The 15,326-nt window shown below is 61.6% G+C and carries 12 protein-coding genes; 8 read left to right on the top strand and 4 right to left on the bottom strand.

What is annotated here, in order from left to right:
• Positions 1–42: 42 nt before the first annotated feature.
• The 4 genes from QN397_RS18225 to QN397_RS18210 are packed head-to-tail and all read left to right on the top strand — an operon-like array spanning position 43 to position 4,424.
• Positions 43–1,026 carry a GTP-binding protein gene (locus QN397_RS18225; protein ID WP_323498214.1) on the top strand — a complete coding sequence of 328 codons (984 nt, stop codon included), beginning with the start codon at positions 43–45 and terminating at the stop codon, positions 1,024–1,026.
• Positions 1,027–1,071: 45 nt separating this feature from the next.
• A complete protein-coding gene (locus QN397_RS18220) occupies positions 1,072–1,911 on the top strand; it encodes a hypothetical protein (RefSeq protein ID WP_323498215.1) in 840 nt (279 codons plus the stop codon).
• 46 nt (positions 1,912–1,957) lie between these two features.
• Entirely contained in the window at positions 1,958–4,039 is a 2,082-nt protein-coding gene (locus tag QN397_RS18215; RefSeq protein ID WP_323498216.1) for a TonB-dependent receptor, read from the top strand.
• A 13-nt stretch (positions 4,040–4,052) separates the two neighbouring features.
• Positions 4,053–4,424 (top strand): (2Fe-2S) ferredoxin domain-containing protein, encoded by a 372-nt coding sequence (locus QN397_RS18210; protein ID WP_323501599.1) that lies wholly within the window; start codon positions 4,053–4,055, stop codon positions 4,422–4,424.
• Positions 4,425–4,518: 94 nt separating this feature from the next.
• Here the strand turns inward: QN397_RS18210 and QN397_RS18205 are convergent, their stop codons facing one another.
• On the bottom strand, positions 4,519–5,820 hold the full coding sequence (locus tag QN397_RS18205; protein WP_323498218.1) for an aspartate aminotransferase family protein: 1,302 nt from the start codon (positions 5,818–5,820) through the stop codon (positions 4,519–4,521).
• Positions 5,821–5,916: 96 nt separating this feature from the next.
• Between QN397_RS18205 and QN397_RS18200 the strand changes: the two genes are divergently transcribed.
• Positions 5,917–6,786, top strand: coding sequence for a LysR substrate-binding domain-containing protein (locus tag QN397_RS18200; RefSeq protein ID WP_323498219.1), 870 nt, complete (start codon positions 5,917–5,919; stop codon positions 6,784–6,786).
• 163 nt (positions 6,787–6,949) lie between these two features.
• Positions 6,950–7,570, top strand: coding sequence for a carboxymuconolactone decarboxylase family protein (locus tag QN397_RS18195; RefSeq protein WP_323498220.1), 621 nt, complete (start codon positions 6,950–6,952; stop codon positions 7,568–7,570).
• Between the two features lie 234 nt (positions 7,571–7,804).
• Here the strand turns inward: QN397_RS18195 and QN397_RS18190 are convergent, their stop codons facing one another.
• Both QN397_RS18190 and QN397_RS18185 read right to left on the bottom strand, forming a co-directional pair.
• On the bottom strand, positions 7,805–9,202 hold the full coding sequence (locus tag QN397_RS18190; protein ID WP_323501598.1) for an MFS transporter: 1,398 nt from the start codon (positions 9,200–9,202) through the stop codon (positions 7,805–7,807).
• A complete protein-coding gene (locus QN397_RS18185; RefSeq protein WP_323498222.1) occupies positions 9,199–11,097 on the bottom strand; it encodes an FAD-binding monooxygenase in 1,899 nt (632 codons plus the stop codon). Before QN397_RS18185 ends, QN397_RS18190 begins: the two co-directional genes overlap by 4 nt.
• A gap of 133 nt (positions 11,098–11,230) precedes the next feature.
• Here QN397_RS18185 and QN397_RS18180 point away from each other — a divergent pair, with 133 nt between their 5' ends.
• Together QN397_RS18180 and QN397_RS18175 are read left to right on the top strand one after the other, a co-directional pair.
• A complete protein-coding gene (locus tag QN397_RS18180; RefSeq protein ID WP_323498223.1) occupies positions 11,231–11,719 on the top strand; it encodes a MarR family transcriptional regulator in 489 nt (162 codons plus the stop codon).
• 267 nt (positions 11,720–11,986) lie between these two features.
• Entirely contained in the window at positions 11,987–14,008 is a 2,022-nt protein-coding gene (locus QN397_RS18175; protein ID WP_323501597.1) for a diguanylate cyclase domain-containing protein, read from the top strand.
• A gap of 392 nt (positions 14,009–14,400) precedes the next feature.
• Here QN397_RS18175 and QN397_RS18170 read toward each other — a convergent pair whose 3' ends face one another.
• A complete protein-coding gene (locus QN397_RS18170; RefSeq protein ID WP_323498226.1) occupies positions 14,401–15,303 on the bottom strand; it encodes a LysR family transcriptional regulator in 903 nt (300 codons plus the stop codon).
• Positions 15,304–15,326 lie beyond the last annotated feature (23 nt).

Below are 15,326 nucleotides of genomic sequence, written 5' to 3'. Positions count from 1 at the left end.
TTCGCGCCATCGCAAATTTTGACAACCTCCGGACCGCCCGACATGAATCTGCAAACCGCACTCACCCGAAAAATTCCGGTCACAGTCATCACCGGTTACTTGGGGTCGGGCAAGACGACCCTGCTGAACCACATCCTGAAAGGCCAGCATGGGCGCAAGGTAGCCGTGATCGTGAACGAGTTCGGCGAAGTTGGCATTGACGGTCAGTTAATCGTGCAGGAGAGCGACGAGCAGTTGATCGAGTTCAACAATGGCTGCTTGTGTTGTACCGTCCGAGGTGACCTGATCGAGACCATCAGCCGTCTGCAGGAGCGAAATGGCGAACTCGACGCCATCCTGATCGAAACCACCGGGCTGGCCGACCCGGCGCCCGTGGCTTCGACCTTTTTTATTTCCGAGGAGATTCGGGCCTCGACGCGGCTCGACTCGTTCGTGACCGTAGTGGATGCGGTAAACCTCGAAAAGAACCTCGAGCAAAGCATCGAGGCGCAGGAGCAGGTGGCCTTCGCCGACATCGTGCTGGTCAACAAGACCGACTTGGCCTCCGAAGAAGCTGTGACGCGCATTGAACGTCGGGTGCGCAGCTTGAATCCGCTGGCAAAGATTCATCGCAGCCAACAGGGCGTCGTCGATCTGGCCTTGATCCTGAACTCGAACGCCTTCCAGCTGGATGCAAAGCTGCAGGTCGACCCCGAATTTCTGGGCGACCACGAACACGAGCACGACCCGGCAATTGCCTCATTCGTTCTACGTGAGTCGCGTCCGATCGACATGAACCGCTTCATGTCCTGGATCACACCTTTGCTGCAAGAGCAGGGCGATCAGGTGTTGCGCACAAAGGGGGTGTTCAACGCCCACAGTTTCAACGAGCGCGTCGTGTTCCAGAGCGTGCGGATGCTGACCACCATGAGTCGTTTCAGTGCGTGGGAGCCCGGAGAGATGCGCCGGAGTGAGTACGTGGTGATTGGTCGTGACCTGGACGCCGCGTTATTCGCTGCCGGCTTTGCCTCGTGCATTGCCGTCTGACGGCGACGCTCCTTTCCTAAGGTAACGCAGATCAAGGAGTTTTCGATGAATGCAGAAATGCTTTCCGTGTCGGGGCTGGTACTGATGTTCGTGCTTGGCTTGCGTCATGGACTGGACCCGGACCACATCGCATGCATTGACGGCCTGACTTGGCGCGCCTTGAGTCATGACCACCAGCACGCACATTGGATCGGAACGTTGTTCGCGATCGGACATGGCTTGCTCGTGACGGCGATTGCCGTTGGCGTCAGCAAGCTCACGCACACGCTCTCGGTGCCGGACGCCGTCGTCCTGATCTTCGGCTGGATACCGACGTTGCTGCTGTTGCTCGTCGGCACCTTAAACCTGCGTTTGTTGTTGCGGCGCGATCCGGCGTATGCACCGACCGGATGGAAGCTCAAGCTGATTCCCGAGCGCTTGCGCAACCACTCCAGCCCATGGGCCGTGATTGCCATCGGCGTGCTGTTCGCGACGGTGTTCGACACAGCGACCCAGGCCTCGGCGTGGGGCTACGTGGCCAGCAACAAGGGTGGCGGCCTGCTGGCTGCGTCAGTTGCCGGTCTGATTTTTACGGCAGGCATGGTCATCACAGACACGCTCGACGGGCGCCTCATTTGTCGAATCGGCCGCAGTGCCGATGGGCAGGCGGCTGGCCGGCGTTTCAGGCGGGCGCTGGGATGGCTCATCGTAGCCATCTCTTATGGCGTGGCGCTTTACAACATCCTCAAGGAGTTCATTCCTGCGATCGAGCTTGACGATGTGGCGTTTTCGCTGACCGGCTTTGCGCTCATCGTATTGATGCTGCTGATCTGGGTTGGGCGCTCACGGAGTCGTCGGCGCGACCACGTCGTTGCCGCAGGCCCCATAACGCCATCTGCACCGTAGCGCAACCTGCGTGCTGAGCCACTAACCCCACAGACAGGAAAATCCCGTGAAACCCAGTGATGTCGTCGACCTCTTGCGGCGCACCGGTTATGTCGTCGCTGTTGTGTCGGCTTCGGTCGCCAAGGCGCAGGCTCCGGCCGAACTTGCGCCCGTGACCGTAACCAGTCGTTCCGCCGATCTGGTTGGCGTGGCCGACTCCGCGACCGAGGGCACGATCACGGCGAAACAGCTGGCCACGCGACCCCTGCTGCGGCCGGCCGAAGTGCTGGAGTCGGTACCCGGACTCACTGTCACCCAGCATTCAGGCGACGGCAAGGCCAACCAGTATTTCCTGCGCGGCTTCAACCTTGACCATGGCAGCGACTTTGCGAGCTACGTCAACAGCATGCCGATCAACAACGTGTCGCACGCCCACGGACAGGGCTACATGGATTTGAATTTCCTGATGCCTGAGCTGATCGACACCGTTCGTTATCGCAAGGGCACTTATGGCGTTGATGATGGCGATTTCGCCGTCACCGGCTCGGCGCGCATCGACTATGTACGCAGCCTGCCTGCACCGTTCGTTGACGTCAGCTTTGGGCAGCACCAGTACCGCCGCTCGCTGGTTGCGGGCAGTACCACGTTTGGCGATGGCCTGACCCTACTTGGCGCCATTGAATTAGGCGGCGCCAATGGCCCATGGGACCAGCCGGAGCACCTGCACAAGACAAACGGGTTGCTGCGGTTGTCCTCAGGCACGGCCGACAACGGATTCGCGATCACGGCGATGAGCTATGCGGCGAACTGGACCGCGACCGAACACGTGCCCGAGCGCGCAATCACGAACGGGGAGATCGGCCGTTACGGCACGCTGGCCCCGGCAGACGGTGGTCGCACCTTCCGCAACAGTCTGTCGGGCGAATGGGCCGCCAGCAATCAGGGCGGCAGCACACGTGCCAGCGTCTATGCCGTTAGCTACGGTCTGAACCTTTACTCGTCGCCGTCGGGAGTGCAGGAACCAGAGCACGAACAGGAAGATCGTCGCCACATTTTCGGCGGTGCCGTCTCCCACAGTTGGGCACTGGGTTCTTCATGGCCCGATACAGATGCCATCGTGGGCTTGCAACTTCGGCAGGATCGTCTTCCGCAGGTTGGCTTGTTCGACACGGTGAACCGGGTGCGCACTGACACTGTTCGCGAAGACAAGCTCGACGAAACCGCCATTGGCCTTTACGGCGAACTCCGCACTCAGTGGGTGCCGTGGTTTCGCAGCACCGTCGGCGCGCGCTTCGACGAGGTTAGGGGTCATACCAGGTCGCTTGGCGGTGCGTTGAACATGGAAAACGGCGGCTCGGCGCGCGCCTCGCAAGTGAGTCCAAAACTGTCGCTGGCCTTTGGCCCGTTTGCGGGAACCGAGTTTTATATCAACTGGGGCGCGGGATTTCACAGCAACGATCTTCGAGGCGCAACGTCGATCGAGAACCCCCGCGACGGCAGCCAGAACAACCGGTTACCACTGCTGGCCAAGGCTAGAAGTGAAGAGCTCGGTATGCGCTTTACCCCGCTGCCCGATTGGAATGCTGCGCTTTCGTTGTGGAGGACGAATCTGGATTCCGAATTGGTCTTCATCGGAGACGAGGGCGCGACAGAGCCCAGGGGCGCGTCCCGGCGTTATGGCATCGAGCTTTCAAACGACATTGCCGTCAACGACTGGCTGCATGTGGACGCTGACGTAGCAGTTTCACGCGCACGCTTCGCACAGGCTACAAATGGTGGCACATACGTGCCCAACGCTATTCCGTTGTCTTCTTCGATTGGCGTGTCCGCTGATTCCAAGGGCCAATGGTTTGGCGGGCTTCGGTTGCGCTATATAGGGTCGTATCCGCTGGAAGAAACCGGCGTTCAGAAATCTACCGCATTCCTCACGGCCAATCTCAAGATCGGATACCGAGTCAGTCCTAAAGTGCAGGTTTCGCTGGACATATTGAACTTGCTCGGCAGCAAAGCCAACGACATCGAGTATTGGGGCACGTCGTGCACGCGGCGTGAAGGGGCCGGTTGCAATGGCGGTGAAGGGTTCGAGGGTCGGCTGCTGCATCCGCTTGAACCGCGAACAATTCGTGTCAGCATGCGGGCGAGCTTCTGATGGGAGCGAGCCGATGAGCAAGCAGCCTGTCAAACCAGTGATCGTCGACTACCGCCGTCACTTGCTGATATGCATTGGCCGCAATTGCGTCGCCGATGGCATGACGGCCGAAGAATTAGAGAAGGTCGCGGCGAAGCTGAAGCTCTCCGGCGCACTTGCGCCAGGTCCAAATTGTGTGAAGGCTACCCGGGTCGATTGCCTGGGCGCTTGTCGCAGCGGACCAGTCGTGTGTGTGCAACCGGATGGTGTGTGGTACTACGCTGTCACACCGGATGCCATGGATCGCATCATTGAAGACCACCTCGGGCACGGTCGCGTAGTGGAAGACTTGGTCTTTCATCGCGGGCCAAGCCCCGATGCCGAGATGACGGTTCTGTCGAGTTAGGGCAACGCTGGGCGGCTCGCTACTGCAACTTGCAATGCGCCGCGGGCAGTGCCAGATTGGGGCTTGCTTCTGGCCCGTTGGCAACCAGAGCTGGCTAAGCCACAGCCCCGATCGCCCGCTTCAACAGATCGAGCCCCAGATCGATCTCCCTGTCACTCACCGTCAACGGCGGGGCGATGCGAAAGACACCACCCATGCCGGGCAACTGCACGATGTTCATGCTCAGGCCCAGCTTCATGCACTCACGCGTGATGGCGACGCCCAGGTCGGGGGCGGATTCTTTGCCGGCTCGGCTCTTGACGATCTCGATGCCCAGCAGCAGGCCGCGTCCGCGCACATCGCCGATGCAGTCGACGCTTTCCTGCAGCGCGCGCAATCCGCTCTCCAGGCGTTGACCGGCAACGCATGCGCGTTCGACCAGTCGGTCTCGCTGCACCACTTCCAACACCTTGAGGCCGACCGCAGCCGGGAGCGGGTCGGATACATGGGTCGTATAGAAAAGAAAGCCGCGCGCGTGGCACTCGTCTTCGATCGCCTCCGATGTCATCACTGCCGCCAGTGGCAAGCCGGCGCCGAGCGTCTTCGACAAAGTCAGGATGTCCGGCACCACGCCGTCGCGCTCGAAGGCGAACATCGTTCCGGTTCGGCCCACGCCGGTTTGCGCTTCGTCCAGGATCAGCAGCATGCCGCGCTCGCTGCACTTCTTCTTCAATGCTGCGAGGTAGCCGAGCGGCAGGTCGATAAGGCCACCTGAACTCAAGATCGGCTCGGCGATAAAGGCTGCGAGGTTGCCGCTCGATTGCCGGTCGATCAGGTCGAAGGCGTAGTCGAGTTCGGCTTGCCAGTCGAACTTGCCATCGCGCTCGAAGCGCAGGCGATACGGATACGGCGCAGGGATGGCGTACGAACCCACCGCGGCCGGCCCGTAGCCCTTGCGACCCGCGCTGTAGGTGGCCGATGCGGCGCCGCTGGTCATGCCGTGCCACGACTGCGCAAAACTCACGATCTCGAACTTGCCGGTGTAGAGCTTGGCCATCTTGATGGCGGCCTCGTTGGCTTCTGCGCCGGTGGTCAGCAGCATGACGCGGTCGAGTCCGGGCGGCGTGATGGCGGCAAGTTGGGTCGCAAGTTCCACTACGGGCCGGCTGAGCATGCCGCTGAACAGATGGTCGAGGTTGCGTGCGTGCTCGGCCACGACAGCGGCGACTTCAGGGTGCCCGTGGCCCAGCAGCGAACTCATCTGGCCCGACGTGAAGTCCAGGATCGCGCGGCCGTCCGCGTCATACACGAAGCTGCCTTGCGCCCGCTCGATGATCATCGGTTCAAAGGCGCCGCCGTAGCGGATCAGGTGCCGACGCGCGGCTTGCCAGAAATCGGGGTCGTCGTTGCGGGACATCGGGTGCTCCAGGTGAATTGGTGACCCAGCGTACGAACCCGCCAACCTCAAGGAAAGCTAATATTTCTGAATGCAGCTATCAGCCCCACTTATTTCATGAGACGCCAACTCGACTTCGATCTACTGCGCACCTTCGTGGCCATCGCAGAGACGCGCACATTGGGGCGTGCTGCCAACAAGATCGGCCGCACGCAGGCTGCAGTGAGCATGCAGGTGAAAAAGCTCGAAGAGATGCTGGCCCAGCCGTTGCTCAATCGCACTGGCCGCGGCGTGGTGCTTACATTGCATGGCGAACGGCTGCTCGGCCACGCGCGAACCATCCTGCGGCAGCACGATGCCGCGGTCGCGGACATCTCGGGCACGGGGCTTGTAGGCACACTGCGCTTCGGTTGCCCCGACGACTACGCTGCGGCGTTTTTGCCGGACATCTTGCGCAGCTTTGCAGGCCAGCATCCTCAGGTATTCGTCGAGGTGATCTGCGCGCCGACGCCCAGGCTGCTGGAACAGCTTGCGAAGCACGCACTCGATCTGGCGCTTGTCTCCACCACCGACACCAACACCGAGTCAAACGGCACAACGTCGATCATGCGTCGCGAGCCTCTCGTATGGGTCGGCAGCCGGCATGATCTCGCCGCGACGCACGAGCCTTTGAAACTCGCGCTCTCCGACCCGGACACGCTCGATCACCGTGCGGCCGTCGAGCGTTTGGACGCGACACATCGCCCGTACCGCGTGGCCTACGCCAGCGGCAGCATGTCCGGCTTGCTCGCCGTGGTGCGCTCCGGCCAGGCCATCGCGGTGCTGACGCAATCGGCGGTGCCCCCGGATCTGCAGATCCTCGCACCGGGCGACCTGTTGCCGAGCTTGCCGACCGTCGGGCTGACGGTGAAATTCGACCTGCTGCGGCCACCGCCGTTGGTGGTGCAATTCGCCGAGCACCTGGAGAAGATCGTGCCGACGTTTTGAAGCTGAATCGCCCCAGCTTTTGAGAAGGCTGAACACTCTGAGAGGATTGAGCCATGATCGTATCGTTCAGCCAAGGAATGAGTTGCAGGGATATTGTCGTCTTCCTGCTTCAGCCGCTCATCGTCGGACGATTCGAATTTGATTCACGCACCATTGGAACCTGATGCCCCGCTTCTTTCATTTATTCGCCGCCAGCGTCCTGTTGCTCCAAGTTCAGGTTCATGCAGAAGACCGGCTGCCGACCATTCCTCCGGCAGCCTACACGCCCGAGCAGGCCCAGGCTGCCGCTGATTTCGAAGTGGCACGCAAGGGCCCGGTTTTCGGACCCTTCGAGCCCCTGATGCACAGCCCGCAGGTCATGACACTCTCGCGATCGATGGGTGATTACTTGCGCTACAAATCGGCGATCGGCAACACGATGAGCGAACTGGTCATCCTCATCATCGCCCGCGAGTGGACACAGGACTTCGAGTGGTGGTATCACTATCCGTTGGCCCTGAAGTCCGGCATCTCCAAAGAGGTCGCGGATGCTATTGCAGAAGGACGTCGTCCTGTCGGCATGAGTTCGGACGAAGACATGATTTACAGCTATACCACCGAGCTGGCAAAGAACAAGCAAGTGTCCGATGTCACATTTGAGCGGGTCAAAACCCGCTTTGGAACCAAAGGTGTGGTGGATCTGACCGGGATCGCCGGCTACTACACATTACTGGCAATGCAACTGAATTCAGCGCAATACAAGCTTCCAAAGGGCCAGGTAGGGCTCAGGAGACTGCCGCAATAGCGGTTCTGTCGTGGCAATGCGAGTTGCGGCAATAAGATGAAGGTTCACATAGCTGATCCCGGCGCCGAAGAACTGCTCGTTTTCAATTACCGTGATTTCGTCACGGCGTTTCGCGGGTGCGTCGAAGCGTGGTAACGATGCTTTTCATGGACTGTGAGGGCATGGCGCCAGCTCCACAGTCCAGCACGGGGCGCGAGGCTCCGAGCCAGGGTCTCAGGGTGAGGGCTACTGCTTCTATCCGACCGTTAGCGCATCGCCCGTCGGTTCAGGCGCCGCATGGGTGCCGAGCGAGGCGCCGCTGACGGGGATAAGCAGGGTCAGAATCACACCGACGACACCCAGCGCCGCCAGCACGTAGAAGATGGAATTCAGCGCAAATCCAGCGCCGATAAGCAGACCTCCGAGCATTGGGCCGCCGACGCCACCGAGCCGGCCAAAGCCTGCGCACCATGCGACGCCTGCGCCGCGCACGTTGGTCCGGTAGTAGTTAGCAACGAAGCCGTAGATCAGAGTTTGCGTACCGCTTGTTCCCAGCCCGACAATGGCGACGATCAGCAACAAGGCCGCCAGCGGGAAGCCCAGTGTCAGCAAGATCAGCGCGATGGTGCCGGTGGCGAAACAGGTCGCAACGACCGGCTTTGGACCGAAGCGGTCCGCCGCGCCCGAGGCGAGCAGGGCGCCGAGCAGTGCGCCGCCATTGAGCACCAGGAGAAACGACAACGAACCCTTGGCATTGAAGCCGGCGCGAAGCATGAGTTCTGGCAACCAGGTGTTGAGCGAATACACCAGCACCAGGCCGGTGGCACTCATCAGGCCGAGCACGATGGTGGGGAAAAGGTAGTGGCCGCCGAAGAGGCCAGCAAAGCCCGCCTTGCCTTCGTCGGCGATTCCGTGCTGCCCGGCCAGCTCGACCACCTCGCTTGGGAGCTCGACACCAGTTTTCTCGGAAAGGACCCGAGCCTCAGCCATCCTGCCGCGCGAAGCCAGCCAGGCGACGGATTCGGGCATCTTGAAGTACGCCAGAGGCAGCAGGGTGAACAGCGGCAAGGCACCAATGTTGAACATGCCGCGCCAGCCAATGTGCTGCAGCAGCAGGATGGCGAGGAGGGCGGCGAGCAGGCTACCCAGAGGGATGCCGCCATAGACAATGGCATTGCACAGGTTCTTCCTACCTTTGGGCGCGTACTCGGACACGAGCGCGCCTGTCGTCGCAACGAGTGCGCCGACACCCAGGCCGGTGGCGAAGCGCAGCCAGCCAAAGGCGGCCGACGTTGTCGACAAGGCCGTCAGTGCCATCCCCACGGAAAACCAGGCATAGGCGAACAGCATCACCTTGCGCCGCCCGACAATGTCGCCCACGCTGCCCGCCAGCAGCGCGCCAACCAGCACGCCGAACAGGGCATAGCTGCCAAGCACGCCGGCAATCGCCGGGGTCACGGTGCCGATGTGCGATGCATCGCGCAGGAACGTCGAGACCACCGTGCCGTAGACGACGAGGTCATAGCCGTCGAAGACGAGCCCCACGGTCGCCAGCGACACCACCCAGAGCACCGTGCGCAGACGCCGGGCTTGCTGCGCGGCGTCAGAGCCGGATGTCGTTGACGATGTTGTTGTTCTGGTTGTGGTGGTCATGTTCGTGTTTCCTTGGCGTGATGGCGGACCAGCAGAAAGCGGTCGAAGAATTCAGCGAGATCAGCGTGAGCATCCAGCGGCAACACGTTCGAAACGTACTGGTCGGGACGCACCACGATCATGGCGCCGTGCTCGCGGTCGATGCCCCGGAGTTCGAAGATATTTGAACCGGCGCTGGGGTCGGCGCAAAAGGTCTTCTCGTAGTCGATGAGGCCGAAGCACCCTTTGCGCGGCAGTAAAAGCGCGGGCAGCTCGTCCACCCGGAGGTCGAGGTGCCTCTGCTGGAAGATGGCGCGAAAGTCGATGACACTGTCGATGTCCGATCCTGCTGGCGTGAAGCGGCCCACTGGCGAATCAGGAGATTCCGCCAGGAAAGCGGCTAGGTCGCGCAGCCGCGCGCCGATTGCATCGGCGAACGCGTAGACACGCCAGGCGCCGTCGGCACGCGCGGCATGGCCAAGCTGCATCGGCTTCGCGTCGGCAAGCCTCACGACGGGCGCTGAATGGAAGCGCATGCCGATCGTGAAGCCTTTGGCCAGAGCCTGGTGGGTCGCGTCGGCTGTCAGTACGGTCGTCGGTGCGTAGTGCGTCGCGACGCCGGCGGTGTACCGACCCGACTTCACGAAGTAAGCCTGGAGTTCCTGCGGGTCGACACCGCCAAGTTCGGGATGGTCTGGGTCTTGCGGTGCCGATCCCATGATCTTCGACCACTCCTTGTCGAAGTCGATAAGGCCCTGCGCGATTGCCTGGCGCTCGACAGAGTAGGTGCGCAGCAGCTCCGGCGCGGCGCGGCCATCGAGAACCGAGGCGAGCTTCCAGCCGAGGTTGAACGCGTCCTGCATCGAGACGTTCATGCCTTGGCCAGCCTTCGCGCTGTGCGTGTGGCAGGCGTCGCCCGCAATGAAGACACGCGGAAGGCGAGAGGCGAGCTGATCGACGGGTACGTCGTCGAAGCGGTCCGTGACGCGCTGCCCGACCTGGTACACGGCGAACCACACCACGCTTTTGACGTCCAGCGTGTACGGGTGCAGCACGCGCCGCGCGGTCTCGATGACCTGCTCCTGGGTGACGGAGCGGAACGCGTCGCGCCTGGCCGGGTCGATTTCGCCGAGGTCGACATAGAGCCGCACCATATAGCCGCCCTCGCGCGGAATGAGCAGGATGTTGCCGTCGTCCGCCGACTGGATGGCGGCCTTGAGCCGGATGTCCGGAAAGTCGGTGACCGCCAGCATGTCGACAACGCCCCAAGCATGATTGGCAAAGTCCCCGCGGGGCACCGCACCGATCGCATCGCGTACCTTGCTGTGCGCACCGTCGCAGCCGACGACATATTTGGCACGCACGGTGTTTTGCCGCCCCGTGGCGACGTCACGCAACGTCACCACCACAGGATGCTCGCCTTCGGGTTCGACCTGGAGTCCGACGAAGTCGAGTCCGTAGTCCGGTACGAGCCGCGAGGGCGACATGCGCATGTAGTCGAGCAGGTACTGCTGCAGTCGTGCCTGGTTGACGATGAGGTGCGGAAACTCCGACAGGCCATCCTCGGTGTCCTGGACGCGCCCGGTACGTTCGATGCGTGTGCGGTCATGCTTCGATGGGCGCCAGAACACGGTCTCATTGACCCAATACGCTTCACGCATGAGCCTCTGGCCCAGACCGAACGCCTCGAACATTTCGACCGTGCGGCAGGCGATGCCGTCGGCCTGTCCAACCTGTAGCGCAGCGGGGCGACGTTCGATCAACCGCGTGGTGATCTTCGGGAAGGTCGACAGCTGGGCAGCCAACAAGGCACCAGCCGGGCCACTGCCGATCACAAGGACGTCGACCGTGTCCGGAAACGCCTTCCCGGCGACGTCGGGATCGTCGGGCGCGTAACCATTCAGATAGAACTGCACGGAGTGTCCATTGCATTCATTGGAATTCTTTTTCTCACATGAAAAGCATACTGATCGTCAGTATACTGATTGTTAGTGTAGTGATAAAATCAGTTGTAGACATCAGGGTTCACCCTCGACCAACCAGGACGACATGAAAGCGAAAGCAAGCACCTCGACCCTTGATCTTGAAACCTTGCCAGGTCACTACATCCGGCGGCTGCAACAGATTGCGGTGTCGGTCTTCCTGCAGGAGACTGAGCCGCATGGCCTGACGCCGGTCCAGTACTCCGCTTTGCAGGGAATCGCAAACAGTCCCGGCATCGACCAGCGGACACTGGCGAGGACCATCGGGTTCGACACTTCGACAATTGCCAGCGTCATTGACCGGCTTGAATCCCGCGTGCTGGTTCTTCGCAGTGCCTCGCCGACAGACAAACGGGTGCGTCTGCTCACCCTGACCGACGAGGGCCGGGAGGTGCTCGTCGCGGTGGTTCCCTCGATGTTGCGGGCGCAAGTGCGCATGCTCGAGCCGCTGCCCAAGGCCGATCGCAAGGAGTTCATGCGCATGCTGCGCGTGCTGGTGTCGACCAACAATGACAGGAGCCGAGCACCTGGCGGGGCGCCGGCACAAGGTCTTTAACAATGAAGACGGCGGAGCCCTGTTGCGAAGTGTGGGGTGGAGTGCAGGCGCCTCGGCAGCGCATCGACATCCGCAGCCACTGAGACGGGCGATCGCAGGGCACGCATCTCAACCTGCGCCCACAGCAATCACTGTTGACCTCTTTTTCAGTCAAACGATTCAGCATGACGTCAGCTGCGGCCGTCTGAGCGAGGGATGGCGCACCTTTATACGGTGACCGTGTACGACTTCACGCGCTTTCCCGGCTTGAGCCGTCACACTTAGGGTATGCGATCGGAAATCGGGATCAAACAGGCTGGGTCGGTTGCCTTGCGTTGGCTCGGCTTCCTCAAAGTTCGCCTGCTGCTGGGCGGCATGGTTGTCATGGTGATGAGCGTGACGCTCATCACGCTGGTCTTCCTGCAAAGCGCGGAGACCCATACGTTGTCAGCTGAGCGCCGACGCGAAATCGATGAAGCCGCCAGCACGGCATCTCGCCTGTCTGGTCACGTGGTTGCCCTTCAACGCGCGCTCGGGTCCGCGTCGAGCCGGCTGGAACGGCTGGCGTTGGACGATACCGAAGCGCTGCACCGCTTTGCCTTGAGCCAGTCCGTACTCCAGCAGTTGTTCTCCAATGTCTTCGTGGCAGCACCGGATGGCAGCGTTCGGATTTCGATGGATGCGACCGGCACCAGCCGACCCACAGTCAATCTCTCGCAGCGCCCTTACTTTCAGCAAACTCTGATGCAGGTTCGAAGCGTGATTTCGCACGCACTTCCGGGCAAGCTCAGCGGCGCGCCGGTGATTGTCTTTGCGCAACCCGTGCGCGATGAACAGGGGGTTTTCGCTGTGCTCGGTGGCGCGATGCGCCTGGACAACCGTGACCTGCTGGAGGGGTTGGTGGACTCTCAGAGCGAGGACGCCACGGCGATGGTGGTGGTGACCGACGCGCTGGGGCAGATCCTGGCACACCCCAATCGCGCGCGGCTGTTGCAGCCTCTGTCCGAGGAACCCCGCCTGGCCGTTGCCTTTGCTTCATGGCAAGCCAAGGGTGCGCCCGTGGAGCCGACCGGACTGGCGCTGGATCAACCGCATGAGGTCGTCAGCGCAGCGGGCGTGCCGGGCCTTGATTGGATGATCTGGCGGGTGCGAAGCGAAGCGGATCTGCTGGCGCCCCTCCACGCCGCCCGTGTCCGGGCGCTGTCTACCGCCGCCGCACTGGTGCTGGTTCTCCTGCCGCTGGTGCTGGGCACCCTGTGGTGGCTGCTCAGGCCGCTGGCTCTTTTGGAGGATCGTGCGCGGCACATGTTCGACGCAGCCTATCCGCCGGAGACCGGATGGCCGCGGGCCAGCGGCGAGATTGCCAATCTGAGCAAGGTCCTTCGGCGAGTGGGGATCGACCGGACACGGCTGGAGCGCGAGAAGGCGCGGACCATGGGTCAGCTCACCTCGGTCATGTCGGCGGCGCCCATGGGCATCGCCTTTGCGCAGGGCCTGAAGTTCGAGTTGCTGAACAAGGAGTTCTGCCGGCTCTTTGCGGGCACGGAACATGACCTGCTGGTCGAGGACCTGGCCGCTCGTTTCTGGGCACACGCGGACTTCGAGGCATTCCTGATCCAGCAGGATGCAGCTTTCGTTTCGGGGGAGGCCTATGGGGGCGAGTGGCAGATGCGCCGGCGTGACGGCAGCAGTTTCTGGGCGGCATTGCGATGCAGTCCGGTGGATATTCGCAACACATCGCGTGGCACGGTCTGGACGTTCAGTGATGTCGAAGAGTTGCGCGCTTCGCGTGAGCTCCTGGAGTGGGCGGCAACACATGATCCCCTGACCGGACTGGCCAACCGCAAAGCATTTGAATCGCGCGCAAGTCGCTTGATAGACACCTTTCAATCGTCCCAGCCGGCGTCCATGGTGTTCATCGATCTGGACCGCTTCAAACCTGTAAATGACACCGCTGGGCATCTGATGGGTGACCTGATGCTGCTGACGGTGGCGAAGGCCATATCCGGTCAGGTGCGTTGCGGCGATCTGGTCGCGCGCATCGGAGGAGATGAGTTCGCGCTGCTGCTGGACGGGTGCTCGCATGAAGACGCTCTGCGCATCGCAGAGGCCGTGCGCGGGGCAGTTCGCGACGTTCGGCTGCCATGGGGACAGGGCGTCCTGCAAGTGGGCGCGAGTCTGGGCATTGCCGAACTGAATGCAACGCACCAATCGCTTGCGGGATGGATGGATGCTGCCGACGCAGCCTGCTACGCGGCCAAGGCATCGGGGCGTGATGCGGTGCGTTTTGCGACGGGCACGTCGCACTGAAGGTCGCGGCATTGATGGGCGCGATCGGAGGTTGATGAGGCAACGACGTCGTCGCGCAAGAGTTGGCCAAGGGCGCAACCATCAAATGCGGTACTTCGAGGTGTTTGCTTTCGCCTTGCGCCAGTGGCGCTGCGTCGCTTGAGCGCGCGACCACGATTCGATCATCAGCCTTCCGGACCGGCACCGCTGAACGTGTGCAAATTCAGAGACGGGTCGACTACGCAAACTCGTCATCACAGCGCGAGCCTGGCGGTGCACTAAAAGAACTTTGATTTCGACCGCCGGCCGTCTTAGCCAAGGTCAGCAAGCCGCGAGCCCGCTTGAAAGCGATTGCGCTGATATGCGAATGTCAAGGCGCCAACCCGCGGTCGGGCCGCAGTGAAAGAACAGCCTCATCCCCGAAAGAGTCGAAGCACTTGGGCACGCAGCCAGACGTTGGCCGCATCCTGGTGAAAGCGCCGGTGCCAGAACTGATGGACTTCGACAACGGGGGCTTTAAACGGTGGATCGACGATGCGAATGTTGGCGTGCTGTGCACAAATATTCGCAAGGTCGCGTGGGACCGTGGCGATCAGATCGGAGGATTCGATGATCGGCAGCAAACTCATGAAATGCGAGAGGCCCACCAAGACCCGGCGTTTCAGATTTCGGCGACTCAGAAATTGATCGAGCAAATGCTCGCGCCCATCTGGACTCACCACCGCATGGGACGCAGCAAGGTAAGTTTTCAAAGAGATCTTTTCGCCAACGAGGGGATGGTCGCCACGCACGATGCACACATAGTCATTGCGAAATAGCTTTTGCAAGAAGAAGCCAGCCTTTTGTAAGTCCGGCAAATAGCCGATTGCCAGCTCTGCGGCTCCCACTTCCAATGCCGCGGCGGCTGCCTGTCTTGGCATGGAGAGCGTGCGCACATCGCAATGGGGCGCCTCTTGCACCAAGCAGGCAAGGATCTTCGGCAGGAAATGGACCTCGGCGATGTCTGGCGTCACCAGCGTAAAGACCTTGCTGTCCTTGCGGGGCTCGAAGGATGGCGCTGGCAGGATCTCAGCCTTTACGGTGTCGATCACCCGGCGCACAGCTCCTTCCAATTCGGCGGCGCGCGATGTCGGTTGCATGCCTGAGCCCGTTCGCACAAACAGCGCATCGTTGAACAGGATGCGAAGGCGAGCCAGCGCGGCGCTCATCGCTGGCTGGCTCAGTCCAATGGCCTCCGCTGACTGCGTGACGCTGCGGTGCTCCAACATGGAATGAAAAGCAACCAGCAGGTTGAGATCGACTCGTCGAATATCCATGGCGTGGATTGTATGTATACGCA

Source organism: Variovorax sp. RTB1 (genome assembly GCF_035018765.1).
Lineage (GTDB): Bacteria > Pseudomonadota > Gammaproteobacteria > Burkholderiales > Burkholderiaceae_C > Variovorax.
The sequence above is the reverse complement of the archived record's forward strand: the minus strand, read 5'-3'. Positions and strand labels throughout refer to the sequence as shown.

Bases quoted from the DNA above. Each gene is read 5' to 3' on its own strand.
- QN397_RS18170 (WP_323498226.1), bottom strand. From the start codon at position 15,303: ATGGATATTCGACGAGTCGATCTCAACCTGCTGGTTGCTTTTCATTCC.
- QN397_RS18175 (WP_323501597.1), top strand. From the start codon at position 11,987: ATGCGATCGGAAATCGGGATCAAACAGGCTGGGTCGGTTGCCTTGCGT.
- QN397_RS18190 (WP_323501598.1), bottom strand. From the start codon at position 9,202: ATGACCACCACAACCAGAACAACAACATCGTCAACGACATCCGGCTCT.
- QN397_RS18180 (WP_323498223.1), top strand. From the start codon at position 11,231: ATGAAAGCGAAAGCAAGCACCTCGACCCTTGATCTTGAAACCTTGCCA.
- QN397_RS18200 (WP_323498219.1), top strand. From the start codon at position 5,917: ATGAGACGCCAACTCGACTTCGATCTACTGCGCACCTTCGTGGCCATC.
- QN397_RS18220 (WP_323498215.1), top strand. From the start codon at position 1,072: ATGAATGCAGAAATGCTTTCCGTGTCGGGGCTGGTACTGATGTTCGTG.
- QN397_RS18225 (WP_323498214.1), top strand. From the start codon at position 43: ATGAATCTGCAAACCGCACTCACCCGAAAAATTCCGGTCACAGTCATC.
- QN397_RS18205 (WP_323498218.1), bottom strand. From the start codon at position 5,820: ATGTCCCGCAACGACGACCCCGATTTCTGGCAAGCCGCGCGTCGGCAC.
- QN397_RS18210 (WP_323501599.1), top strand. From the start codon at position 4,053: ATGAGCAAGCAGCCTGTCAAACCAGTGATCGTCGACTACCGCCGTCAC.
- QN397_RS18195 (WP_323498220.1), top strand. From the start codon at position 6,950: ATGCCCCGCTTCTTTCATTTATTCGCCGCCAGCGTCCTGTTGCTCCAA.